21 protein-coding genes are annotated in these 24,622 nt (G+C 64.3%); 7 read left to right on the plus strand and 14 right to left on the minus strand.

What is annotated here, in order from left to right:
• The first annotated feature begins 482 nt into the window (after positions 1–482).
• The 3 genes from ACQR0Z_RS28380 (at position 483) to ACQR0Z_RS28390 (ending at position 3,263) form a co-directional block, all read left to right on the plus strand.
• Complete coding sequence (locus tag ACQR0Z_RS28380; protein WP_434920808.1) at positions 483–1,517, plus strand: ABC transporter substrate-binding protein; 1,035 nt, start codon at positions 483–485, stop codon at positions 1,515–1,517.
• 91 nt (positions 1,518–1,608) lie between these two features.
• Positions 1,609–2,421 (plus strand): GntR family transcriptional regulator, encoded by an 813-nt coding sequence (locus ACQR0Z_RS28385; RefSeq protein ID WP_434920809.1) that lies wholly within the window; start codon positions 1,609–1,611, stop codon positions 2,419–2,421.
• 56 nt (positions 2,422–2,477) lie between these two features.
• Complete coding sequence (locus ACQR0Z_RS28390) at positions 2,478–3,263, plus strand: class I SAM-dependent methyltransferase (protein WP_434920810.1); 786 nt, start codon at positions 2,478–2,480, stop codon at positions 3,261–3,263.
• Between the two features lie 82 nt (positions 3,264–3,345).
• On the opposite strand, the gene ACQR0Z_RS28395 is transcribed toward ACQR0Z_RS28390, so the two are convergent.
• From ACQR0Z_RS28395 to ACQR0Z_RS28415, 5 genes are all read right to left on the minus strand, one after another.
• A complete protein-coding gene (locus tag ACQR0Z_RS28395; RefSeq protein WP_434879464.1) occupies positions 3,346–3,795 on the minus strand; it encodes a hypothetical protein in 450 nt (149 codons plus the stop codon).
• A gap of 600 nt (positions 3,796–4,395) precedes the next feature.
• A complete protein-coding gene (locus ACQR0Z_RS28400; protein WP_434879465.1) occupies positions 4,396–5,775 on the minus strand; it encodes an MmgE/PrpD family protein in 1,380 nt (459 codons plus the stop codon).
• Positions 5,776–5,979: 204 nt separating this feature from the next.
• Positions 5,980–6,942, minus strand: a complete 963-nt coding sequence (locus ACQR0Z_RS28405) for a DMT family transporter (protein WP_434920811.1) — start codon at positions 6,940–6,942, stop codon at positions 5,980–5,982.
• Positions 6,943–6,974: 32 nt separating this feature from the next.
• The gene (locus ACQR0Z_RS28410; protein ID WP_434920812.1) at positions 6,975–8,126 is read right to left on the minus strand and encodes an NAD/NADP octopine/nopaline dehydrogenase family protein; all 1,152 of its coding nucleotides are present in this window, start codon (positions 8,124–8,126) and stop codon (positions 6,975–6,977) included.
• A 348-nt stretch (positions 8,127–8,474) separates the two neighbouring features.
• Positions 8,475–9,377, minus strand: a complete 903-nt coding sequence (locus tag ACQR0Z_RS28415; RefSeq protein ID WP_434920813.1) for a sugar phosphate isomerase/epimerase family protein — start codon at positions 9,375–9,377, stop codon at positions 8,475–8,477.
• A gap of 242 nt (positions 9,378–9,619) precedes the next feature.
• On the opposite strand from ACQR0Z_RS28415, the gene ACQR0Z_RS28420 reads away from it, so the two are divergent.
• Positions 9,620–10,501 carry a winged helix-turn-helix transcriptional regulator gene (locus ACQR0Z_RS28420; RefSeq protein ID WP_434920814.1) on the plus strand — a complete coding sequence of 294 codons (882 nt, stop codon included), beginning with the start codon at positions 9,620–9,622 and terminating at the stop codon, positions 10,499–10,501.
• 46 nt (positions 10,502–10,547) lie between these two features.
• On the opposite strand, the gene ACQR0Z_RS28425 is transcribed toward ACQR0Z_RS28420, so the two are convergent.
• The 7 genes from ACQR0Z_RS28425 to ACQR0Z_RS28455 form a co-directional block, all read right to left on the minus strand.
• Positions 10,548–11,561 (minus strand): ABC transporter ATP-binding protein, encoded by a 1,014-nt coding sequence (locus ACQR0Z_RS28425; RefSeq protein WP_434859713.1) that lies wholly within the window; start codon positions 11,559–11,561, stop codon positions 10,548–10,550.
• Positions 11,561–12,556, minus strand: a complete 996-nt coding sequence (locus ACQR0Z_RS28430; RefSeq protein WP_434859712.1) for an ABC transporter ATP-binding protein — start codon at positions 12,554–12,556, stop codon at positions 11,561–11,563. Before ACQR0Z_RS28430 ends, ACQR0Z_RS28425 begins: the two co-directional genes overlap by 1 nt.
• Positions 12,557–12,560: 4 nt before the next feature.
• Positions 12,561–13,430, minus strand: a complete 870-nt coding sequence (locus ACQR0Z_RS28435) for an ABC transporter permease (protein ID WP_434920815.1) — start codon at positions 13,428–13,430, stop codon at positions 12,561–12,563.
• Entirely contained in the window at positions 13,427–14,365 is a 939-nt protein-coding gene (locus ACQR0Z_RS28440; RefSeq protein ID WP_434859710.1) for an ABC transporter permease, read from the minus strand. The genes ACQR0Z_RS28435 and ACQR0Z_RS28440 overlap by 4 nt, the downstream gene beginning before the upstream one ends.
• A gap of 76 nt (positions 14,366–14,441) precedes the next feature.
• A complete protein-coding gene (locus tag ACQR0Z_RS28445; protein WP_434920816.1) occupies positions 14,442–15,836 on the minus strand; it encodes an FAD-dependent oxidoreductase in 1,395 nt (464 codons plus the stop codon).
• On the minus strand, positions 15,833–16,126 hold the full coding sequence (locus ACQR0Z_RS28450; RefSeq protein WP_434920817.1) for a (2Fe-2S)-binding protein: 294 nt from the start codon (positions 16,124–16,126) through the stop codon (positions 15,833–15,835). Before ACQR0Z_RS28450 ends, ACQR0Z_RS28445 begins: the two co-directional genes overlap by 4 nt.
• Complete coding sequence (locus ACQR0Z_RS28455) at positions 16,107–17,225, minus strand: NAD(P)/FAD-dependent oxidoreductase (RefSeq protein ID WP_434920818.1); 1,119 nt, start codon at positions 17,223–17,225, stop codon at positions 16,107–16,109. The genes ACQR0Z_RS28450 and ACQR0Z_RS28455 overlap by 20 nt, the downstream gene beginning before the upstream one ends.
• Positions 17,226–17,311: 86 nt before the next feature.
• Between ACQR0Z_RS28455 and ACQR0Z_RS28460 the strand changes: the two genes are divergently transcribed.
• Entirely contained in the window at positions 17,312–18,229 is a 918-nt protein-coding gene (locus tag ACQR0Z_RS28460; protein WP_434859707.1) for a LysR substrate-binding domain-containing protein, read from the plus strand.
• On the opposite strand, the gene ACQR0Z_RS28465 is transcribed toward ACQR0Z_RS28460, so the two are convergent.
• Both ACQR0Z_RS28465 and ACQR0Z_RS28470 read right to left on the minus strand, forming a co-directional pair.
• Positions 18,216–19,778: an ABC transporter substrate-binding protein gene (locus tag ACQR0Z_RS28465; protein WP_434920819.1), complete on the minus strand. Its 1,563-nt coding sequence runs from the start codon at positions 19,776–19,778 to the stop codon at positions 18,216–18,218. The genes ACQR0Z_RS28460 and ACQR0Z_RS28465 overlap by 14 nt on opposite strands.
• Before the next feature lie 133 nt (positions 19,779–19,911).
• Complete coding sequence (locus ACQR0Z_RS28470; protein ID WP_434920820.1) at positions 19,912–20,685, minus strand: helix-turn-helix transcriptional regulator; 774 nt, start codon at positions 20,683–20,685, stop codon at positions 19,912–19,914.
• 714 nt (positions 20,686–21,399) lie between these two features.
• Between ACQR0Z_RS28470 and ACQR0Z_RS28475 the strand changes: the two genes are divergently transcribed.
• On the plus strand, positions 21,400–22,116 hold the full coding sequence (locus ACQR0Z_RS28475) for an acyl-homoserine-lactone synthase (protein WP_434920821.1): 717 nt from the start codon (positions 21,400–21,402) through the stop codon (positions 22,114–22,116).
• A gap of 193 nt (positions 22,117–22,309) precedes the next feature.
• Positions 22,310–24,472: an exonuclease domain-containing protein gene (locus ACQR0Z_RS28480; RefSeq protein WP_434920822.1), complete on the plus strand. Its 2,163-nt coding sequence runs from the start codon at positions 22,310–22,312 to the stop codon at positions 24,470–24,472.
• Positions 24,473–24,622 lie beyond the last annotated feature (150 nt).

Consider the following 24,622-nt stretch of genomic DNA (forward strand, 5'->3'; position numbering starts at 1 on the left):
ACTCCGCCAGGACCGTAGCACGCAACTGGGATGCTTGCGAGCCCGCACCGCCTCAGCCCATCTCCGCTCGATCGCTTCGCACGGCCGGCTCCAACACCGAGTTGCCGTGACGTGACTGACCTGATCCTACCTCGGCGTCGCGGGACAGGTGAGCACGGTGAGACCCCAGTGGTCTGCGGCTCCGTCACGCTTTCGTTCAGCAAGCAGGATCCGGGGCTCGCGGCTCTCGACGAGAGCATGTGGTAGGTCGAATCCAGATGACGAGTCGACCTGGCAACTCGACAGCGCTCGATTTCCTGAATGACAATTTTTGGTCGTATTTTGATACGACAATCGCCAAACGTGCGATCGACATTTGCAACCTCGGCGAGCTTTTGCCTTGCTCGGGCGAATGATCATTCGTATGATTCAGAAGTGTTGGTTTGGTGAGATCGAATCACGACCGCGCACGCTCCCCTCCAAAGCTCCGCGAGACCCGGCCAGTGTTGCAGCGACGTAGTTTCCTGGGGCTTCCGTTCGTGGCGTTGTGCGGCCTGCCGAGCTTGGCGAAGGCGGGCACCTCGATCGAGACGTCCAAGGTCCGGATCACGATCGGCGGAAAGGCCTTCCTGCAGTATGCACCGGTGACGCTCGCAGAGCGACTCGGCTTCTTCAAGGACGCCGGCCTCGACCCGGAGATTCTCGACGTCAGCGGCGGATCCAAGGCGCTCCAGGCTCTGGTGGCCGGAAGCGCTGAACTCACGGCCGGGGCCTTCGACCATACCATCCAGATGCGCGCAAAAGGTCAGAAGATTGTCGGTGTCGTTCTGTTTGGCAGACACCCGACCTTCGCGTTGGCCTTGCGAAAAGACAAAGCATCCGAGTACCGCGACCCGAGCAGCCTGAGAGGCATGAAGATCGGAGTCACTGCGCTCGGATCCCAAACCCAGTTCATGGTGGAGTACATCGCGCTGCAAGCTGGCGTCTCCCCGGCCGACATGTCCTTCGTCAGTGTCGGCGGCGGCACCGGCGCCGTGGCGGCGATTCGCAACGGCGCCGTCGACGCGGTCGTCACCGGAGAACCCGCCCTCACCGCGCTGACGAATGCAGGCGACGTCAAACTGGTCGCCGATACCCGGACCAACGAAGGCACGATCGGAATCTTCGGCGGCCTTTACCCCTCGGGGACGATCTACGCGCGGTCGGATTTCATCGACCAAAATCCCGCGACGCTCCAGGCCGTGGCCGTCGCGATGGTGCGCGCCCTGCAGTGGATCGAGCGCGCATCGGTCGAAGACATCGCCGATGCGCTTCCCGAGGAATGGGCCAAGCCCGATCGCAGCGTCTTCATCGCCTCCATCCGCGGCACGCGGGACATGTTTTCTCCTGATGGCCGGTTCAGTCCCGAGGGCGCGAGCATCGCCTATCGCGTGCTGTCCACCGTCGCCCCTCAACTGCGCGGCGTTCAGGTCGACCTCGCACAAACATTCACCAACGAGTTCGTCGACAAGGCTCACGAGGCGTTGGCATCACGATGAACTCTTGGAAGGCTGCAGCCCGATGACCCCACCCGCGGCATTGTTGCATCAAGGCTAGGCTGTGGCGCCGCGACTGTCGCAGCAATTGAACGTGTCCGCCACCGTCGCCAAAAAGCGGCAGCGGAAAACGGAATCGGCGGACAAGCCCAAGCTGTCGAAGGGACGGGCCGCGCTGCTGGCGCGGCGACGGCGCGACATTCCGCTGCATCATCAGGTCTTCCTGGTTCTGCAGGACGAGATCGCGGAGCGGCGCTATGCGCAAGGAGAGCCGCTTCCCACCGAAGCGGAGCTGGCCGCTCTGTTCGGCGTCTCGCGCGTGACGGTCCGATCGGCCTTGGACACGCTCAATGAACTCGGCCTGATCGAGCGCCGGCAAGGTATCGGCACCTTCGTCCGCGAGCTCTCGCGACCCGAGCCTCTCACGGTACCGATGATGGACCTCGCTGCGCGCAATCGCGAGATTGTGCGCACGACGAGAGCTCACGTCGTGGAGTTCGACTTCAAGCCGGCACCTCGGCACATTCGCGAGCACTTCAGGGCCGGGCCGGGCGACCTCTTCCAGCGGACGGTCCGAATACGCTACATGAATGATTGGCCGATCATGCAGGTCACGACCTACATTCCGGAGGCGATCGGGCGGCAATTTGGTCCTGACGAGATGGAGGGTGGTTCGCTCTATGCCATCCTGCAAAAGTTCGGGATCACCTTCACGTCGGGCGAGCAGATCGTGACGGCGGCTGCGGCCGACCCGATCGTCGCCGCGCGTCTCAACGTCGCGATCGGCGCGCCGCTCTTGAAGGTCGTGCGCATCCATTTCGACAGCGCCGGGCGGCCGATCCAGCATTTCGAGCTTCTGGCTCCTCCCGCAACCTACGAGCTTCGCATGCCGCTCAAAGATTTCTAGCATCGTCCGGAAGCGTCACGCGATACCGGCCTCTCCTCGCGCCTTGATCGACACAGATGACGTTCGAACCAGCTTCCTCCTCGTTCCCTCGCTTTGCATCGACGGTCCGTCATTACGTGGCCGGACGGCCGAACTATGCGCAAGCGCTGATCCAGACCGTGGCCGACCACCTGCACCTGACGAAACAGCATAGGCTGATGGACCTCGGCTGTGGGCCGGGGTGGCTCGGCATCGCCTTCGCTCCTCTCGTCGGGCAGGTCGTCGGGGTCGATCCGGAGCCGGCCATGCTGGAGGCTGCGTCCGCGCTCGCCGCCACCGCGGGAGTGGACATCGAATGGATCGAAGGCAGCTCATACGATCTCGGGCCGCAGCTCGGCCGGTTTCGTGCGGTGGCGATCGGGCGCGCGTTTCATTGGATGGACCGCGCCGCAACGCTACGCACGCTCGACGCGCTGATCGAAGACGATGGCGCGGTCCTGCTGTTCAATGACGTCCGTCCGGATGTGCCGCAGAACACCTGGTACAAACGCTATTCGGAGGTCGTCGATCGGTTCACGAACCGGAGCGTCGGCTTCGCACCCGAACGGTTGCGCCACGAGGCACTGCTGCTCGAGTCCGCGTTCAGTCAGCTCAGCAGGATCGGGGTGATCGAGCAGCGACGGGTTCCCGTCGAACGGCTGATCGATCGAGCCCTGTCGATGTCGACCTCTTCGCCTGAACAGCTCGGGGCGCTCACGGATCAGCTCGTGCAGGACATGACGACGGAAATGGCGCCCTTCGCAAGCGATGGACACGTCGTTGAAGTCATCGAATCCCAGGCCCTGATCGCGCGGCGCCGCTAGCTCTCGGATCTCGACGGCCGCATCGAGCCCGCCTGGTGCCACGCGCGTGCCGGCGGACGTCGGCGACCGCGCGCAGATGGCCTCAGCTCAGCTCCACTCCGGCGACCGAACACGCGGACTCGATGAGGTGGCGCACGGTTCGGGCATCCCAGTCGAGGCTCTCGGGAACGTCCATCCAGTAGTTGGACAGCACATGTGCAGCATGCCGTGCCTTGACACCGAGGCCGACCACCGTCCTGGCCGGAATTGCCATGATCGCTCGCTCGATCGGGTCGAGCGAATTCAGCACGGCTTCCATGCGCTCCAGCCCGGGCGCGACCACCGCGGTGAGTTGTGATTTCGCTTCACAGGCGGCGGCAGCACACTGAGCATCTTGCTGCTGGAGCGCGGCGAGTTCGGCGGAGAGGGCCTCGAAGCTGCGGCCGAGAGCAACCAGCACGGCATCGGGACTGTCATCGATGGCCAGCTGATCGAGCGCCAGACCACCCGGCTCGACGGTCGCCAAAATCCGCAATGTTTCGTCAAGAGACATCACCGATCTCCAAACCGAGATTTTCAGTCGGTGGAAGGTCGCCGACAACCGATCGGCTGCAAATCATCGCTGCAAGTCATCGATGAAAATCAGCGACGTACACTTCGTAGACGCCGCGACTTCCCTTCTTCTGCAGTGTCAGACGATATCGTTCAGTCGTATTAACATCAATACAATATCTGTTTCGGCGCGTAATCATTAAGTTCTAAGTTGCAACTACATCCTCACGCAACTGATCGACGCCGGCGAGCACCGTGATTGAACGCGGAGCCGTTCGCAGCGATGCGCTCTCAGCAGCACGCCGTCATCGGCCGCCGCATCCTACTCATGCCACGCAGGACGTCGCTTGGCGAGCTACCGAGAATGGTGGTCCGATGCCGATGGCAGGCTGCGCGGCCCTCAGGTCCTGATATGACCGGACGGCCGACCTCGGTGCGCCGTGCACCGAGCCAGAGCTCGCCAATCACGCGGAGCGAACGGAGTTCTGCAGCAAAGGCCGCGCCGCGCATGGCAGCGGGCCGCCATGGCGCCGTGCCTCTCGATGCGTCGGCGCGGCATTGGGAAGAGATTTTCTGTCGCCGTCGCTTCGGCTCCGGTCGCCTATTCGGCGACCTCGCACCGTTCGAGAGCCGGGGCCTCGATCGGGCTGGCGAACAGCCTGTCTCCCAGGATGGAGTGCAACGGCGCGATATCGCCTCTCCGCAACGCACCAATCGCATGCCGAATCCCTGCCGCAACACCGGCGTCGACGCGCTCCGCCGCAATGGCCTGGAACTTGATCCCGATATCGTCTGAGCTCATCGGGTTCGTGGGCTCTCCCTTCGGCGCCAGCACGGTCCGCTCGAACGTGCCGGAGCCGGTGGTGATCCGGATTCGTCCGGGGACCGCCGCCGGAAACATGCGCTCGAATTCAGGATTGACCGTCATCCGTACGCGGCCGGCGATCTCGATCGCGCGTGCATCCGCGAGCGATTCGTTGCTCAGGGGGAGCAATGCCCGCGCGCCGCTGGTCGCGGCGACGCCCAGGCAGAACGGAAGGCTGTATTGCGCTCCCTCCAGCGTGGCTGGCGCCACCTCGTTGCTCAGGGTCAAGGACCGGCCAAAGGTCTCGACATCGATATTGATGATGGCGTCCGGCCGAATGTCGTGGTCGGTCAGCAAACTCAGCAGCGCGTCGATCGGCGCGTGAATCCAGCGGCAGCAACTATACGGCTTGAAATAGGTGCTGTTGATCAGCCAGCTCGTGCCCAGCCCGTCGAGAAGCCGCGCGCGATCGTAACGCTCCGCACTGTCGAGGATGTCGACCGGCCCCGTGAAGCCGTGCCGGGCCAAATCGACCGCCAGAATTCCGTTGGCGGCGCCCCACGGAATGCCCTCCTTGACGCTGTTGCCTCTGAACCGGGTGTAGGGCGTGGCCGACTGGCTCGGTGCCGTCGTGCCGGCGATCGAGATCGCGTGTGCGATCTGGCCCGGCGGCAGCCCTCTCAGCCAGCCGACCGCGGCGGCGACAGCCTGGCCGCTCCACAGGCCGCTGTTCACGGTGGGAACGCTGCGCAGATCCCTGGCGGCGGAAATACGCACGCCGATCTCATATCCGATGGCAATCGCGGCCAGGGCGCGCTGCCCGTCCAGGGACGGGCTCCCGAGCAGCGACAGCACGCCCGGGATGATCGCGGCGCCCGGATGCCCCGAGGCGGCGCGGTGGCCATCATCCAGGTCGAGAGAGCATGCGCAGGCCGCGTTGACGAAGGTTGCCCCCGCAGCGGTCGACCGCTCGCCTGAAAACCACATCGCCGCCGGACCCTCGCCCCACGTCGCGCGCGCCACGCGGCGGACGGCCGCAGCATTCGGCGTCTGATACCCGGCAATCGCTGCGGTCATCAGATCGAAGACGCATTTCGCCGCGCTGACCTTGGCGTCCTCCGGAACGTCGCTCGCGCTGACCCATTCGGCCAACAGCTCGGCAGCGGTGTACGTCATGTGGCCTCCAGGGGATCGTCGACATGGATGCTGGATCGGGGACAGCGCAGCGTTCCGACCCGCAAGTCAAAACGGAGCACTCTCGAAGGGGCGCGAAGCTCTGAGCATCTTCCTCGCGAATGCGGGCGGCAAGGTCAAAGTCGAATATCAGCAACGCCTATTCGTCGGAGTTATGGGATTGCGCGGACGCGCGCGCGAGCCCGCTCAATCGTTCCTGGCGCGGATCGTCGGGACGGGGTGCCATTTGCCCGGCAAGCGAAGCTTCAACGACACGCCGGCCAGCTGCTCGTACATCGCGATGCACAGATTGGAGGCGATGACGACCGCGATCCCGGCCAGCTCGATCGGCACCGGCATTTCATGCCAGACCAGCAGGCCGAGCAGAAAGGCGAAGAGGAAGGTGGCGTATTCGAAGGGCGCAACGACGCTGGCCGGCGCCATCTGGTAGGCCTTGGTGAGCAGTAGCTGGGCCGCGCCGCCGAGAACACCGATCGCGACCAGGATCGGCAGATCCGTCAGGGTCGGCCAGACGGCCGAGAACGGCAGCGTCGCCGCCCCCACCACTGTTCCTGACAGTGAAAAGTAGAACACGATAGCCATGCTCGTCTCGGTGTCCCGCATCTGCCGGATGGAGATCAATGCAAAGGCCGTCGCCACCGCACCGGCCAGCGCGATCAGAACTCCAGGGGAGATACTCCGGCCATCGGGATGGGCCATCAGCAGCACCCCGCCGAACCCCAGGATGACGGCGACGAGGCGATGCAGGCGGATGCTCTCGCCGAGCAGGGGTATGGCGAACAGCGTAATGAACAATGGCGCGGCGTAGCCGAGCGCCGTCGCCGTCGCCAGCGGCAGCATGCCGACCGCGGTAAAGCTGAAAAACAGCGAGGACAGACCGGCGACCGAGCGGCGCAGATGCGCGCCCGGCCGCTCCGTCCGAAGCAGGCGACAGCCGCCGAGGCGCCGGACGAGCCAGAGCACCGGCAGCAGCGCGAACAAGCTTCGGACAAAGACGATCTGTCCGACGGGGTACTCGCTGCCCAGCTTCTTGATCAAGGCGAACATGACGGCGAGCACCGCTGCCGAGAGCACCTTGTAGCCGATCGCCGGCAGGTGAGTTGATGCCGAACCGTGGGGCACGACCTGCCGGCTGCTGATGAGTGTCATGGGAGCCCTCGCCGTCGAGAAGCGGCCAAGATTTACGCGATGCGGCGAAGCTCGTCGGCCCAGGGCGCGATCGAGGGCGCAATCGGGGCCGCGATCGAGGGCGCGATTGAGGCCGCGATCGGGGCGCTGAAGGTCTCGATCACCTGCCCCTTCGACGCGGCATCCAGCCCCAGCCTGCGCAGGTTTCGGCCGGTCGCCAGATAGTCCGTGTCATTGACGATCGAGGCGAGGTCGATGATCGACTTGATCGCCGTGCAATGCAGCCCGACCTTGGCGCCGAGCTCGAACCAGGGAACCAGCACGTACGGGACGTCCTGCACGATGAACCTGTCGCGCATGTGCGTCGGCGCCATCTTCGTCGTGTTGTGTTCGACCGTCTCTCTGGCGAACTCGCCGAAATCGGCGAAGTCGCGGCTGTAGTAGCTGTTCATGATCGCCACGACGGATTGTGGCTTGAAACCGAATTCCCTGGCGATCGCCATGCGCTCCTGGTCGACTTGTCCGATCACCCGCGCGACCGAGGCGGACATGCCTTCGCGATAGAAATAGAAGTCGCCCTTGCGCGTCTCGATCCAGCCGGTGTTCATCAGGGCCGGCGTCGGATGAATCACGCCGGTGATGCAGGACATTCCGATCTCGAGAACGTTGCTGCGCCACTCCAGCGGCATCGGGAAAATGGCGCCGATTTCATCGCGCAGATCGTCATCGACATCGACGGGCATTGCCGCGATCGGCATCACGCTCTTGATGCCCATCACCGTCACTTTCCCATCCTGCATTCTCGAGGCGTAGGGCGCGGTCGCGGTCTCCAGGAGGTACTGCGCATTGATCTGCCGGCGCGCCATGAGCGCGAAGAAGTTGCCGGTGATCGAGATCACGACGTGCCTGCTGAGGTCGAACTTCGCGAGCTCGCTCAGGATGGAGTCGTGACCATAGGATGGAACGGTGATGACGATGAATTTCGAGAATCGGACGACGTCGGCCATGTCCGAACTGACCTTCGGATGGAAGCGGCCTTCGATCTTCATTCCCGCTTCCAGATAGCCGTTGCGCTCGATTGTCTCCGCATGCCGGCGATGCTCGGGATGCGCATACAGGAGTACGTTAGCTCCTCGGTCGGCGAGGTCGGCCGCAAAAGCACACCCGCAATTCCCGGCACCAATGATCGAAACCGACGTCTGCATGTCACTGCTCCCTGACACAATCTAAAGTAGACGCAAGTATTCTGAGAGCAGCGCGGTTCGGTCAACATAATAATTCTGTAAACATACGGCAGCATCCCGCTCATGGACTGCGTTCCGGCGGCAACAATTACTTAGAACACGACGCGAATTGTCTTGCACGACCTGCAAGATTCCAACGGCCAAGCCCGTTGTGGCGTGAGACAAATCGCGCGCCGGCATCCCGCGCCCGCGCGCGGCCGACGCGATCAAAATGACGCTTCAGCCCCGTCGAGAGCTCGAGCGTTTCAAATGCAAAGGATCAAATCAAACATTGCGGGGAGTTTGCCTCGCAGGGCTGTCGCCCAGCAGTCATTGAGTATGAGCCAGTTCCTGCAGGCTCTCGGACACGTCCGTCATCCCCGGAGCGAGACTGAGATGATCCGCCCCACCGACACTCCACCAGGTGGCCGCCATGGCGCCGTACTGGGCCAGCACCGCCGCGCGGCAATTGCCGGATGGCGATTGAAGAATGAAATCGCCGCAATAGCCGGCGCGCCTCAGCCGATGGCGCGCGTCGGCCAAGTGGGTTTGCTGACGACAAGGCGAAGCGCGCTCGACGTGTCGAGTCCAACCCTCGAGGTGGACATTCACGATCCGATCGCCGTAAGCGGCAAACGCCTCATCGGCGGCCGCGCTGAGCGGTGATTGACACCCGACCGTGTAGGTGACGCCGAGCCGGTCCACGGGATATGGCGCAATGAGCGATGCCAGTGACTGCGGATCAAGATCGGCATCGAGCGAGAGGACGACGCCACAAGCCTCGAGCAGCGGCAAGAGCCGATCGAGTCCGGACCGGAACGCCATCACGTCCCGCGAGGACAGCTCATGCCCGCCGCGCGGGAGCGGTACCACGAGGCTCGTGATGTCGATCTCGGCGCATGCCTCGATCACGGCGCCGAGCAGATCGAGACGCGCCCGATGCTCGCGGCCAGTGACCCCGTAGAATGGCGCTTGCATGATGAAATCAGCGGACAACGACGGAATGCAGATGCCGTAGTCGCGGCTCAGTTGTCGCAGTTGCTCGCGTCCAATCGGCGACATCAGGGGATTCATCAGGATCGGTTCCTCACCGATCCTCCACTCCATCAGCGCGAAGCCAGCTTCCTGGGCAAGCCGGAATTCCTCGCGCCAACGGTCGCTGAGAAAACCTCGTCGCCGTTTGTCGGCGGGCTCCATGAGGTCGCCCTGCATGACGCCGATGCGGCCTGCCATTCGTGCCTCCCCGACAATCATACCATGGGTCCTTCGACCGAAGCGCCAAAGCATCGATGAATTGCGAACGGTTGCGGCACGGAGAGCCTGCTGTACGAAGCTAGGGCGACCAGACTCCCCTTTCCACTACCAACCCTGGTAGAGGCCCGTGCCTCGCGATCCGCTATCCGGTCTGGTAGCTGCCATGCTTACCGGAAGCTGCTCTACTCGGTCTCGCCAGCGGACAAGCGATGGAGACGGGAATGTCGCACAGAGCAGCCCTAGCCGATGACAGCGAGCTGGCCGACGAATACCGCGCCGGCGCAGGCAAAGCAGAGATGCCTTCTCATGCATCTGCGTCAGGCAACGAAGCCCCGTCCGCATCGATGCCCGCAAGACCGCGCATCCTGCTGGTCGGCGACAAGAGTTTCACGAGCCTCCTGAAATACATCCTCGACAGCAACGGCTTCGACTGCCTGCTGATCGGCACTTTGGCAGATGCGATCGCGGCCGCGACGGTCGCGCGTCCCGGCGTGATCGCCCTGGACGACATGTCGTGCGGAGACCGGCTCGCCGGCGCTCTCGAACAGTTGCAGCGGACTCCGGCAACGCAACACGTCCCGACGCTGATCATGGCGAGCGCTCCCCCTCGTTTCGAGGACGAATGCATCCATGCAGATCGGACGAGCTACATCTTGAAGCCGTTTCTCCCGGACATCTTCATCGACCGGCTGCGTGGTCTGTTGCGCGCATCGGCCAGCTTCGGTCCGAAGGTGCTTCGATTTGCCGATATCGTCATGGAGTCCGAGGCGCATCGCGTGTCCCGAGGCGGCCGCTGCATTCGCCTCTGCCCTGTCGAGTATCGGATCCTGCAACACCTCCTCGAAAGCCCCCGAAAGGTGTTCTCGCGCGAGCAGATTCTATCCAGCATACGGGCGCATACCCAGGAAAACGCCGTGCGCTCGATCGATGTGCACATCAGCCGCATCCGCAAGGCTCTTTGTGAACGCGGCGAGCCGAACTACATCCGCACGGTCCGAGGACTGGGCTATTCGCTCGACTTCGCGCCGGACGGGCCGACCACTTACGTTCCACGCCCCGAACTGGTCAGGAGCACGCGAAGCTGCGACGACCGCATGGGATGAAGCCGAGGCGCCCGCGCGCGGACCTGCCAGGAAGCTCCGGCTTCGGTCATCGCGCTCCGATGCGCAGGCTGCCCCAGGCGACGTCGCTCGTTTCCGGGAAGTAGCAGGCGCTGGCGCGGTCGCCGCCCGACGTTTCCAGTTGTGGCGGTTCGGCGCGACACGGCCCCTCCGCTCTCGGGCAACGCGGATGGAAGCCGCAGCCCGGAGGCGGATTGGTTGCAGACGGCACCTCTCCCACGATCTGGACCAGAGGCCGGCGCGTCTTGGGGTCCGGGATCGGATAGCTGTCGCGCAGAAGCTTCGTATAGGGATGCAGCGGACGATCGAGAACATCCACCGTCGGCCCCTCTTCGACGATACGGCCGAGATACATCACGCAGACCCGGTCGCAGAAATGACGGACCACGCCGAGATCATGCGAAACGAACAGGAAGGACAGGCCGCGACGCTCGCGAAGCCCCTCCAGCAACCGGAGAATTTGAGCCTGGACCGAAACGTCGAGCGCTGAAACCGCTTCGTCGGCGACCACCAGTTCGGGATCCAGGACCAGCGCCCTCGCAATGCCGATTCGTTGCCGCTGGCCGCCTGAGAACTCGTGCGGGTAGCGCTCCAATGCGTCGCGCGGCAGGCCGACCTCGACCATGGCCGCTTCGGCCTTCTCCCGGATCTCCTTGGACGAGCTGCGCAGATGAACGCGAAGGGGCTCTTCCAGGGTCTGCCGAATTGTCCGGCGCGGATTGAGCGATGAATAGGGATCCTGAAACACGATCTGCATCCGGCGCCGCAACGCGCGCAAGGCGGCGCCCTTCGCGGCCCGCACATCGATGCCGTCGAAGAGGATGGATCCTCGATCGGGCTCGATGAGACGAAGGATGGCGCGGGCGACCGTGGACTTGCCACAACCGGACTCTCCCACGAGTCCGAGGGACGTTCCCTTCGGGATGCGGAAGGACACGTCATCGACCGCCCGGACATTGTTGGCGCCCGAACGTCCGTGTCTCACGAAACTCTTGGAGAGGTTGCGTACGACGAATTCGCCGTCGCCGAGAGACGTCGTCATCAGTGGAGTCCTCCAGCCGGCCTCACGGGACAGCGCACCAGATGTCCGGGATCACCAGATGACACGAGCTCCGGATGCAACTCGGTACAACTGCGATCCTTGTAGGGGCAGCGTGGCGCGTAGGCGCAGCCTGTCGGCACGGCTGACAGAGCGGGAACACTGCCGGGAATCGGCTCGAGCGTTTCATTGGCCCGATCGGCTCGGGGCATCGCCCGCAGCAGCGCCGCCGTATAGGGGTGCATCGGCTTTGCGAACAGCGCATCGACACTCGCAAGCTCCACGACCTCTCCTGCATACATCACCGCCACCCGGTCGGCGATCTGTGCAACCACGCCAAGATTGTGCGTGATGAACAGCATCGACATGCCATAGGCCTGCTTCAGCTCTTCGAGCTGGCTCAGCACCTGCGCCTGGATCGTCACGTCCAGCGCCGTGGTCGGCTCGTCGGCCAGGAGAACCTTCGGATGGCACGCGAGCGCCATGGCGATCATGACGCGCTGGCGCATCCCGCCCGAAAACTGATGCGGATACTCGTCGAGGCGGCTCTTCGGCGAGGGAATCTTGACCTCCGTCAACAACCGGAGCGCCTCGGCCTTGGCCTGGATGCGCGAGCCTCCGCGATGAATGAGGATCGCCTCCGCGATCTGGTCGCCGACCGTCATCGTCGGATTGAGGCTCGTCATCGGCTCCTGGAAGATCATGGCGATCGAATTGCCGCGAATGGTGCTCATGTCCCGCTCGGACAAGGTCACCAGGTCCTGCCCCTCGAACAGCACTTCCCCGCCCTGGATGCGGGCCCCGGCCTGCGGAAGCAAGCGCAGGATCGAGAGCGCGGTGACGCTCTTGCCACTGCCGGATTCGCCGACCACGGCCAGCGTCTCGTTCGGCATCAGCGCGAGCGAGAGATTGCGCACGGCCGGATACCAATGGTCGCCGATCCGGAATTCGGTCCGCAGGTTGCGCAAGTCGAGAGCTGGCCTCGGAAAGGATGTCATGTCGCTACTCAGCCCTCAGCTTCGGATCGATGGCGTCCCGCAGGGCGTCGCCCAGCAGGTTCAGTGCAAGCACGGTCAGCAGGATCGCGAGGCTTGGAAACACCGCGAGCCACCACGCGTCGAGGATGTTGTCGAATCCTTCGCGGATCATGCTGCCCCAGGTCGGCGTCGGCGGCGGAACGCCGAGACCGATGAAGCTGAGGGACGCCTCGGTGCGGATCGCCGACGCCATCCACAGCGAACTCATCACCACGACATCCGAGATCAGGTTAGGCAGAATATGGACGCCCATGATCCGGACCGGGCTGAAGCCGAGCGCCCGGCCGGCCATCACGAAATCCTGCTGCTTCAAGGCAATCGTCGGCGCGCGGGCAACGCGTGCGAACGGCGCGATTTCCGTGATGGCGATTGCGATGATGAGGTTCTGCAGACTCGCGCCGAGCATTGCCGCGATCATCAATCCGAGCAGCAGAGCCGGAAAGGAGAGCATGACGTCGAGGACGCCCATCACGAACTGATCCAGCAGGCCCCCGGCATAGCCCGCGACGATCCCGATGGTGCAGCCGATCGTCATCGCAATCAGGATCGCGACGAAGCCGACCATCAGTGATATGCGAGCTCCATAGATCAGGCGCGACAGGACATCGCGGCCGTAATTGTCCGTTCCGAGCAGGAACTCCCGGGACGGCGGCTCGAGCCGTGCGACGATGTTCTGCTCCAGCGGATCGTGCGGCGCGATCAGCGGTGCGAACACCGCGACCGCCACGATGAACGTCAGGAGCAAAGCGCCCAGCCAGAACAGGGGATTCCTGGAAAACACCAGCCACAGCCGGTTGGGCTGCGACACACCAACGGTCGCGATCTCGATCGTCATTTGTATTTCACCCGCGGATCGATCAGCCCATAGGTAATGTCCGTCAGCGTGTTCACGACGATGACGCAGATCGCGAAGATGATCATCAATCCCTCGAGCAGCGTGTAGTCGCGGGAATTGAGCGCGCCGAAGATCAGCTTCCCGAGCCCAGGCCGGTTGAAGATGATCTCCGTGAGCACGGAGTTTCCGATCAGTGTCCCGAAATAGAGACCAACGACGGTCACCACCGGAATGAGGCCGTTGCGCAGAGCGTGCCGCAGGACGAGGCGAACCGGCGTGACGCCCTTCGCGCGCGCGGTGCGGATGTAGTCCTCGCCGAGCACGCCGAGCATGGATGACCGCGTGACGCGCACCACATAGGCCATCAGGATCAGCCCGAGATTCAGCGCGGGCAAGGCCAGGCTTCGCAGCCGGTCGAGGGGATCGGAGCTGTCCGACGTGAGAACCGGAAACCAGCCCAGGTGGATCGCGAAGACGATGAGCAGCAGAATGCCCGACACAAATGCCGGGAAGGAAAGTCCGAGCAACGAGACGAGCCGTGACACGTAGTCGATCCAGCTGTTGCGGCCGAGCGCCGCCAGGATTCCGAGCGGGAGACCGAGCACGAGTCCGATCAGGATGGCGGCCAATGTGAGCTGGATGGTCGAGGGCAGCACCAGCAGGACCTCCTGCACGACGGTCCGGCCGCTGCTCAGGGACTGCCCGAGATTTCCGGTGAGCACCTCTCCGAGGAAGTGGAGATACTGGGTGAGGATCGGCTGATCGAGCCCGAGCCGGGCCCGCATCGCCCGAAGCGATGCTTCGGTCGCCTGATCGCCCAGGATGACGGATGCGGCGTCACCGGGAACGAGACGCACCAGCACGAAGATCGCGGTGAGCATCACGAGCAGCGTCGGGATTGCCAGCAGCAGCCGCTTGAAGGCGAAGTTGATCATGCGGTCGTCCCGATCGGTCGCGACTGAAGGCGGAGACATCCCGGCTGAGGTTCAGATCGCGAAGCACGCGAATAGCTCACAATGCATCCTCCTTGTCATCGAGGGTCGCCAGCTCTCCGAGCGTCACAGGCTTGAACGGGGGACGAACGCGATAGAAGCCGATCTCGCTCGCAGGACATTTGTGAATGTCGGCGAGCAGCCGCGTGACGGTGTAGCCGCATTGCCGCCCCTGGCAGGGCCCCATTCCCGCACGCGTGAACGCCTTGATCTGGTTCGGACCGGCCCCGCCGATCTGCGCCATGGCCCGGACCTCCCGCGCCGTCACCTCTTCGCATCGGCATATGACGGTCTCGTCGGACGGATTGAAGACGGTCTCGCGAGGCCTGAACAGGGCGTCGAGGAACGGCCGCAAGGCCAGTTCGCGCGCCAGCATCTTCCGGCTGCGCACGACGTCCCGCATCACGTCCTGCTCATTCGCAAACCCGAGCTCCACCGCGACTCTCTGCGCGGCAAGCGCACCGCGAAGCTGCGCGGCCTTTGCCCCGGCAATGCCTGCGCCATCGCCGGCAATGAAGATGCCGGCCCTGGACGTCTCGCCCCAGGGGTCGAGAACCGGCACATAGCAATCCTGCCCGTCGCGCCATTCCACGGCGCAGCCCAATCCGAGCGCCGTGTGCACGCTCGGCACGACGCCTTCATGCACCAGCAGATTGTCCGTGGAAACGGTCGTCTCTCGTCCATCGGCGGTGCGATAGCTGAGCGACGCGATGCGGTCCGACCCGTGCGCCTCAAGCGCGACGATATGCTTGATGATGGGCACGCGGCGCCGTCGAAGCATGGACGTCCACGCGACGCCCTGGAGCAGCGCTCCCGTGGCGCGCAAGGCATTCGGCAGATGCCGAAGAGCCGCCCAATGACGGCCTGCCGGCGTGGTGTCGAGATAGCCGGCGATTTGCCCTCCGGCGTTGAGCAACTGGACCAGGTAGAGAAGCGGCAGCGGACCACAACCGGCGACCCAGATGGGCTTGGATGGAATCTGCCCCGCGGTCTTCAGCAGGACTTGAGCCGCACCGACGGTGAGAACGCCTGGGAGCGTCCAACCTGGGAAAGGGACGGGCCGTTCCTGGGCGCCCGTCGCAAGGATGATGGCGCGTGCCTTGATGGTCTCGGCTTTGCCATCGTGGGTCACGAAGGCGCGGAAGCCGGATTCGATCTGCCATAGCTGGGTTCGAGGCATGTAACGCGCGCCGCTGGCGCGGAACGCGTCAGTGGTCGCCCGTCCGCTCAGATAGGTGCGTCCGAGGATATCTCCCCTGGGCGCCGGCACGGTTTCGACCGCGCGCCAGATCTGCCCGCCCGGGGACACCTGATCATCGACGACCAGAACGTCGAGTCCATGCCGGCGGGCCGTGATCGCGGCCGTCATGCCGGCGGGGCCGGCCCCCACGATGAGAAGGTCAGCGCTCGTCATGACGGCAGGCACCGTTTGCCCTGCTGGCGCTGAACCGTCATGCCGTCCCGGACCGGAGTCATGCAGGTCTGCACGGAGGCGATGCCGTCCACCTGCGCAAGACAATCGAAACAGACGCCGATCATGCAATAGGGTGCTCGCCTGTTGCCCTTGACCGGTGTCGCGCGTGACCAGACGACCGCTTGGCGCAGCAGGACGGCGGCGACGCTTTCGCCTGGCTCCGCCGTCAGAGGCTCGCCGTCGACCTGGATGGTGACGGTCTCGGCGGGCTCATGCAGCTTTCTGAACATCGAAACGCCTTTGGTGGAAGATATCCAGCGAGCCCGGCAATTGCCCGGCTGCAATCGCATCAGCGAGGACGCTGGAATGCAGCGCCGCGAGCGTCACGCCCGAGTGACACAGCGCGACGAAGGCTCCGCGATGCCTGGTTGACTGTGCATAGACCGGGCAGCCATCGGGAGTCATGATGCGCAAGCCGGCCCACTGACGGACCAACGTCGCTTCCCTGAGAGCCGGCACGATGCGAAGCGTCCGCCGGCTGAGATCCGCCGCGGCGGTCGCGGTCGCCGAGCTGTCGAACCCTGCCTCCTCATGCGTGGCACCGATCATCACGGTGCCTTCCCGCGTCTGACGCAAGCCGCTCGTCGGCAACGGCAGAAACGGATCGAGCCGCTCGGTCACCAGGATCTGCCCGCGTTGCGGCCGCAGCGGGATGTCGAGCCCGACCTGCCGCGCCAGCGCCTGAGATCCGAGGCCGGCCGCGATGAGCAGGCGCGGCGCGCTGACGGTCTCGGTTCCGAACGCCACCGTGAAACCCGCCTCACTCGGAATGATCTGCTGTACCACGGCGTTCCGGCGAAGTTCTCCGCCCAGAAGCAGAATCCCCGCATGAAGCGCCGCAAGCAGCTGAAGCGGATTGGCGTGCCCGTCGCGTTCGCCGAAGCTCGCCCCCGCCACGTCGGGCCCCAACCGAACGTTCGGAAGCAGCTTGCCCAATTCGGTGCGATCGAGCATTCGCCAATCCGCATCCGCTCCGCCGAGCTGATTGTGCAAGCGCTGAAGGTCGAGACGACGCTTCTCGAATGCGTCCTCGCCGAGGCAGAACGCCAATCCGCCGTTCTGCTCGTATTGCAGATCCATGCCGGCGAGGCCCGTGAGCTCCGACGCGAAGTCGGACCACATGTCCACGCTCCGGCGCGAGAGCTGCTGATAGGCCGGCATGTTCTGGCCTTTGCCCTGCAGCCAAACAAGGCCGAAATTGGCCCGCGCCGCGCGGTGGTCGCGATCGTCGCCGTCGAGCACGAGCACACGCTGCTGTCGTCGCGCGAGGCCGTAGGCGATGGCCGCGCCGACCGTTCCAGCTCCGATAACGATGATGTCGGGATGCATCAGATTTCCTCTTGCCCAATATGACGACAAAAAGAGATATTTGGTCAAAGTCGAAAATCTGTGGCTGTATTCTTCAGGGTTATGGGATGGCTCGTCAGATCAATCTCCGACAGGTGGAGGCGTTCAAGGCGGTGATCGAGAGCGGCTCGATCAGCCGGGCCGCTTTGATCCTCAACATCTCCCAGCCGGCGATGAGCAAACTGATCGCGCATCTCGAGGAGGATACGGGGCTCAATCTGTTCGATCGCGTCAAAGGCCGGCTTGCTCCGACGGAGCGCGGCATGCGGCTCTACAAGGAGATCGATCGAATCTTCGCGGGCGTTCGCCAGGTCGAGAACGCGGTGGAGGCGATTCGCCGCGAGGAGCAGGGTCAGTTGCTCGTCGGCGTGATGCCGGCGTTGTCGCGCTCCTTCATTCAGCAGGCGACGATGGGCTTCCTGCAGCAGCATCCCAACGTGTTCTGCTCGGTCAAGTCGCGCAGCTCGGAATGGATCGTGGACTGGCTGGTCACGCGCAAGCTCGACGTCGGGCTTGTCAGTTCGCGGATCGACAACCCCTATGTCATCGCCGAACCGCTGACGCAGCAACCGCTCGTCTGCATCATGCCGACGGATCACCCGCTCGCCGCGAAGAACGTCGTGGAGCCGGATGATCTCGACAACGTTCCGTTCGTATCGTTCGATCCTGAGAGCCAGGCCGGCCAGTGCATTGCGACGATGTTCGATGCCTACAATGTCAGGCCCAAGACCGTGCTCGTCGCCAACGTCTCGCCGACCCTTTGCGAATTCGTCGCGGCCGGCCTTGGCGTGTCGCTGGTCCATCCCTTGATGTTCAGCGGGCTGCAGGACCGGCTGTCCATCCGCCGCTTCGAACCGGCCTTGTCCTACGATTTCCAGCTTTGCCGAATGCGCGACAGCCGCAATGCCGGCCTGGTCGATGCCTTTCTTCAGCAGGCGCGGACCACGGCTGCGCGCCTGTCCCAGGAGTCGCTCAGCGCGGCGTGAGCGTCGTCGCCTCGGTGATCAGCGGCGCCAGGTTCATCGCGCCCTTGAGCTCGTAACCATAGTTGACGCGCTTGCTGTGTCCCCAGACCTGCTGAAGCTCGAACAGCGGCACCGAGCAGACGGCGTCGTGGATCTTGCGCTGGGCGTCCTTCCACAGCTCCTGCTGCCGCTCGGCCCGGCCTTCGACCCGCGCCGCCTGGATGTCGTCGTCGGCGACATCGCAATGCGAGAAATTGGCCACCGCGGTCGGCTTTCCGACGATCGAGCGCGAGTGATAGAATTCCGTCAGGTAAGTGTCCGCGACCGGAAACCGGGCGGCGCCATAGAACACCAGCGCGCTGGCATTGCCGCGGATCTGGCTCTGATACGTCGCATGATCGACGACGCTCATGTCCAGCTTGATGCCGGCCTTGGCAAGCTGGCGCTGAATGATTTCCATCGTCGGCAGGATCGCCGAGATGTTGGAGACCACGACCTTGAGCGTGATGCCGTCGGGATAGCCGGCTTCGGCCAGAAGCGCCTTGGCCTTCACGGGATCGTAGCCATAGGCTCCCGGCGAGCAGTCCTCTCCGATATAGCCGGGGGGCACGACCGAGCAGCCCTTCTGGCTGACGGACTTGCCGACGAACTGCACGAGATCGTCGACATTGATTGCGGCGGCGATCGCCTGCCTCACCTTGAGATTGTCGAGCGGCGGAATGCTGGCATTGATGTGAAGGGTCCGGAATTCTCCCGGCCGGAAGATATCGACGACCATGTTGCCGCGCTGGCGGGTCGTATCGACCCAGCGCTGCTCGCGCCGGCCCTGAACGAGGTCGAGCTCTCCCGACGCAAAAGCGAGCTCGCGCGCGCTGTCGGAAGGAATCGTCCGGTACATGATGGCGCCGATCTGCGGCCGCCTGCGGAAGTAGCTCTCGTTCGCGACCAGCTTCACGTGCCGCTGCGTCTCGTGCTCGGCAAACGCGAAGGGCCCCGTGCCGACCGGATTGGAGCCGAACTTGTCGCCGAGCTCCTCGACCGCCTTTTTGCTGACGATGTTGCCGCCGTGATAGTTGGACAGGCGGCCGAGAAAATTCGGGTCCGGATATTTCAGGGTGATCCGCACGGCACCGTCGTCGATCTTGGCGATGCTCTCGACCGCGGCGAAGTCCGCAGCGAAGCTCGAACGGCTGGGATCGGCGGCGCGCGTCAGCGAATAGACCACATCGTCCGCGGTGAGGCGTCCCCAATTGCCGTGAAACTTGACGTCCTTGCGCAGGAAGAATGTCCAGCTTCGTCCGTCCGCCGACGTTTCCCAGCGCTCGGCGAGGTCCGGCTCGAGATCCTTGAAATCGGCACTTCCCGGCCTGAAGCGGACGAGGCCGTTGAACATCAGGCCGATCAGCGGCTTGTCCGTGCTCGTCGTCGCACGATGGGGATCGAGCGTGGTGATGTCCGATCCGCCGGCTCCCATCTGCAGGGTGGCCCCCGCCGGCACCTCGGCCGCCGACACGCCGGCGGCTGTCAGCAGCACAGCGATGCAGAACGCCACGATATGGAGGTGCTTCATCCCGATGCCTCGCCCGTTACCCGGGCATCAGGCTGAAAGAGTCCCGCACCGCTGTCAAAGTCCGAAATCGAGGAGACCTATTCTCCGACGTTATGGGCCGAGCGCTCCCGCCAATCAGGGCGTCGCGACCGGCTCAGTCCGCGTTGTCGAGCCACATCGACATCACCGAGCCGGACAGGCCCGGGATCTCGATCAGACCCAGCCTGATCGCCTTGACCACGGCGACCGTCCGGCTGGTCGTGCCGAGCTTCCTCATGGCCTTCTTGATGTGGAAGTTGATGGTGTTCTCGCTGATCTTGAGAATGATCCCGATATCCCAGGAGGACTTGCCCTCCGCGGTCCACCGCAGGCATTCGCGCTCGCGCTCGGAGAGCTCGATCATCTCGTGGCTCGTCGCAGGCCTCGCGAGCTCGCCGAACGCGACATGGAACTGACACGCCAGGGCGTGAAGATGATGGAGACGCCGGCCGGGATCGGCATCGTCGAAGTGAGATGCGAAAGACAGCACGGAGATGCGCCCCGACGGCCCGAACAGCGGCACGCTCATCCCGTGCTTCAGGCCGGCCTCGCGGCTTTCATGGATGACCCGGCGCTCGCCGGCCTGCAGCCGGTCCTGCTTGAGCAGATGATCCCACATGAAGGGCTTGCTGTGAAAGGCGGTGCGCCTGACCACCGGATCGATCTCGTGATACTTGCGCTCGAAATAATGCTTCCGCCAGGCGGACGGAAAGTTGAGCGCAATCGCCGGCATCGGGTGATCGGGCAGCCGCATCGCCTCGACGTAGTTCAAGGCGCCGTAAGCCACCTGGCCGAAACCTTCCTCGGCCGCAGCACCGACGAGAAGCTCGAACAGGTCGGGCAGCGACTGCGTGCGGTTGGCACAATCGATGAAGCAGAAGAGGTCCATAGCCACCTCACGGCAGACAAAGCTGCGCAGACGTCCGGCACTTCCGGTCCGGTGTGATCGTGATCTTGATCGTGAAAACGACTCCGCCGCGACCTTCCGGTCGCCGACGGCCCGCTCGTGCCCCCTCGCCCGCCTCTGTCGAGGCTGAAAACAGGCGCTTGTTTGTCCGAACTTCATCCCAACCTGAGGTAGATTGTATCATTGTACAGTCCGTCGTGCAAATGACGATCACATTCGATTCATCATATGGACGCTGCGTCATGTCATGAGCATTGCGATCCTCCTAGTCCGGCCGCACGAACGAGCTTGCCGGCTGCGGGACTCAGCGAAGTGCCTGCTCAACAAGCATTCTCAGGCGCTCGCCTCTTTCTACAAAGCATTTCCGGCATGAGTGACGTACGGAACGGCGTAGTTGGACGTGTCGGCTCTTCGTCCACATCGCCCGCGGATCAGGGGCCTCGGCGATTCACGCCGACCGCTCCCACGGCCCTCATGGGAGCCTTGCAAAAGCCAAGAACTCCACAACATTGCAACCCAGAATTGCGTCGAATTATAGGTGATATTGAGGCGCGGCTCGACAGATACCGCTTTTCTGAGAGGAGCCGCGCCACAGCGCTCGCTCGATCATCGCGCTACTCGACTGGGTAGCTGCAGCGCTTGCGTCGAGCCGATTAGTCTGCGCCTTCCTATCATGTCGCCCATTGGAAGATGCTCATGCGTACCGTTGCAGTCAGGTGGGACAACGTCCATCAACATGGCGAGGCGTGGATCTCGCACCATCGGCTGCGATACAGGATGTTCGTCGAGCGCCAGGGATGGTCCGTGCCGCACTATCAGCGCATGGAGTACGATGAGTTCGACACGCCGGCGGCCACCTACATCATCGTCGTCGACGAGCGCGATCAGGCGCTCGGCACCGCGCGACTGATTCCGACGACACGCCCCTACATGGTCGAGTCGCTATGGCCCGATCTGGTGGATGGCCTGCTGCCGCACGCCGATCAGGTGTGGGAGGCGTCGCGATTCGGCTGCGATCGCGCGTTGGGCGCCGGCGGGCGACGCCGCGTGATCGGTCAGCTCATCCAGGCCTGCCAGGAATTCGGCGTCGCCCACGGCATCACGTCCTATCTCGGCGTGATGCCGCCCTGGGTGTTCCAGACCGTCATTGCGGCCCATGGCTGCCCGGTGCGCCCGCTCGGACCGGCACTGTCGCTGCAAGGGCACGCCATCGAAGCCGCCGCGATCGAGGTCTCGCCGGCGGTTCTCGCGCGCGTGCGCGCGCACACGGGACTGCGGCAGGCGCTGGAGAACATCGAGGTCCTCGACGTCGCGCCCTCCGCGCCGTCGCTCGCCGTCGCCGGCGATGCTGTCGCGGCGCCCGAGCCGAGCAGGCTCGCGGCTTCGACGAGTCCCCTCGTCGACGCCCACTGAAGCGGCGAGATCAGCTGTTCGACATCATGTCATGACGGCGCCGGAACCCGTGCCGCGCCATCGCTGTCGCCCGGCCCCTTCATCCGTCGATCTTGACAAATACGCCGATCAGAACAAAAAACGAACGATCGCCCCGTTCGCCTGATCGTCAGGCGCGGTCGTCAGCCAGACGCATGGGATCCCGGCTCGTCACATGAAACCTGCCACGCTGCCGGTCTATTACTATCTCGACCACTTCGTCGAAATGCTCGGGTTCGTCGAGACGACCTATGGCGACATTCTCGGTGACGATGATCGCGCGTTCACCGCGCGCTTTCGCCGCCTGTCCAAGGACGCGCAGTGCCTGCTGATCCGGATGGTCAACCGGCACGGACCGATCTTCAATCGCGCGCTGTTCAAGTATCCGGAGATCGCCGATCTCCCGGCCGCGATCCGCGAGCTGATGGGTTGCGGGCATGCCCGGAACCTCCGGTCCGAGGACTATGCCGCCTTCGTGCTCTGCCAGCCGAAGACCGCCCTGCTCGACGGCGCGCGTGCGGCCGGGTTCGGCCGTGAGGTCCGCGCCTCCTGGTCGAAGCCGGCGCTGGCCGAGTTCTTCCTGTCGACCATTCCCTTCGAGGCCGCCGCGCGGCATTGCGGCGCCGCGAGCTTCGTCGCGCTGGACAACACGCGCCCGATCGAATTCCTGCTGTATCTCTACTTCGGCAAGACGGCCGACAATCTCAAGAACTTCGCGCTGCGCGATCTCGGCGTGCTGCGCACGAACCAGGAGACGTCCTTCAGCGCGCGCTTCGCCGACGCCGACGAGGCGCACGCCTGCTTTCACTACAGCCAGGTGCTGGACCGGATCGCGCTGCACTCCGCCGCGATCGACCGGCAGACGGCCGCGGCGATCCTCGACGGCCCGCCGCGAACCACCGACTACGCCGCCGACCTCGCGGCGCGCGCCGCCTGCGAGGTCGGGCAGTTCTTCGAGAAGCAGGGCGACGAGGAACTCGCCGAACGGCTCTACAGGGACGGCGGCTCGGCCGATTGCCGCGAACGCCTCGTCCGCCTGCTCTACGCGCGGGGCGACAAGGAGGCGGCCGAGGTCTTGCTGCGGGACATCATCGACGATCCCGAGAGCGACCACGAGCATCTCTTTGCGACGGATTTCTACGCCCGCAAGTTCGGCGGACAGCGCACCGGCCTGTGCACGGCCCTGCTGCGCGCGGGGCGGACGATCGTCGTCGACGACCTGCATCGCGGCCATCCCGAAGCCGGCGTCGCCGGCGTGCTGCGGCGCCAGGGCGGCGAGGTCTACGTCACCGAGAACTCGCTCTGGCTCGCCTTGTTCGGGCTGTTGTTCTGGGACGAGCTGTTCGAGTCCGGCCAGCTCCACAGCGGCTTCGACTGGGTGCCGCAGTGTCTGCGCGACCGGACCTTTCATCGCCGCTTCGCCGCGCAGATCGACGGCAAGCTCGCGCAGATCAGGGCGAGGACCGCACTGCCGCTGATCCTGCGCACCATCGCCGCGAGATGGGGACGGCCCAACGGCCTGTTCGCCTGGGAGCGCGTGCAGGTGGATGCGCTGCGCGCCGTGCTCGAACGCGCCCACGCCGATGGCCTCGCCGACATCGTCAGGGCGATGTGCGAGGACTTCCGCGGCATGCGCGACGGCTTTCCCGACCTGCTGCAGGTGCGGGACGGCAGGCTTTCCTTCGTCGAGGTCAAGGCCGAGGGCGACGCCATCCGCGGCAATCAGCTGACCCGGCTGCGCCAGCTGAATAACGCGGGCATCCCGGCCGAAATCGGCCGCGTCGACTACCGCTTCGACCCCGACCAGATCTATGTCGTCGTCGACATCGAGACGACGGGATCGTGGTCGGCCGGCGATCGCATCACCGAGATCGGGGCCGTGAAGGTCCGCAACCACCAGCCGATCGCGGAGTGGCACGCGCTGATCAATCCGCAGCGGCCGATTCCAGCGAAGATCGTCGAGCTGACCGGCATCACCAACCAGATGGTGCGCGACGCGCCGGCCTTCCACGAGATCGCCGACAGCTTCATGGCGTTCATGGAGGACGGCATCTTCGTCGCGCACAACGTGAACTTCGACTACGGTTTCCTGTCGTCCGAATACGAACGGCTGGCGCGACGCTTCCGCTTCCCGAAGCTGTGTACCTGCACGGGCATGCGGCGCGGATATCCCGGGCACAAATCCTACGGCCTCGGCCAGCTCTGCGCGATCTACGGCATCGCGCTCGAGGACCACCACCGCGCCCTGTGCGACGCCCGCGCCACCGCACGGCTGCTGACCCTGATCAACACCAAGCGCGCCGACGCCATCGCTGCGCAGGAGGTGCAGGCGGCGTAGGCTCTCGGCTCGACCGGGGCCCCTCGCGACGAGCGATCCTGCACATGAGTTACTCCGTCATGCCCGGGCTTGTCCCACGGCTGTCCGGTACGAAACGTGCTTGAGAATGTGCACGGCGTTGATTCTGTTCAGGTTCAGAAGGTTGCGAAT

It is taken from the genome of Bradyrhizobium sp. HKCCYLS3077, assembly GCF_051167555.1.
In the GTDB taxonomy this organism is placed as follows: Bacteria; Pseudomonadota; Alphaproteobacteria; order Rhizobiales; family Xanthobacteraceae; genus Bradyrhizobium.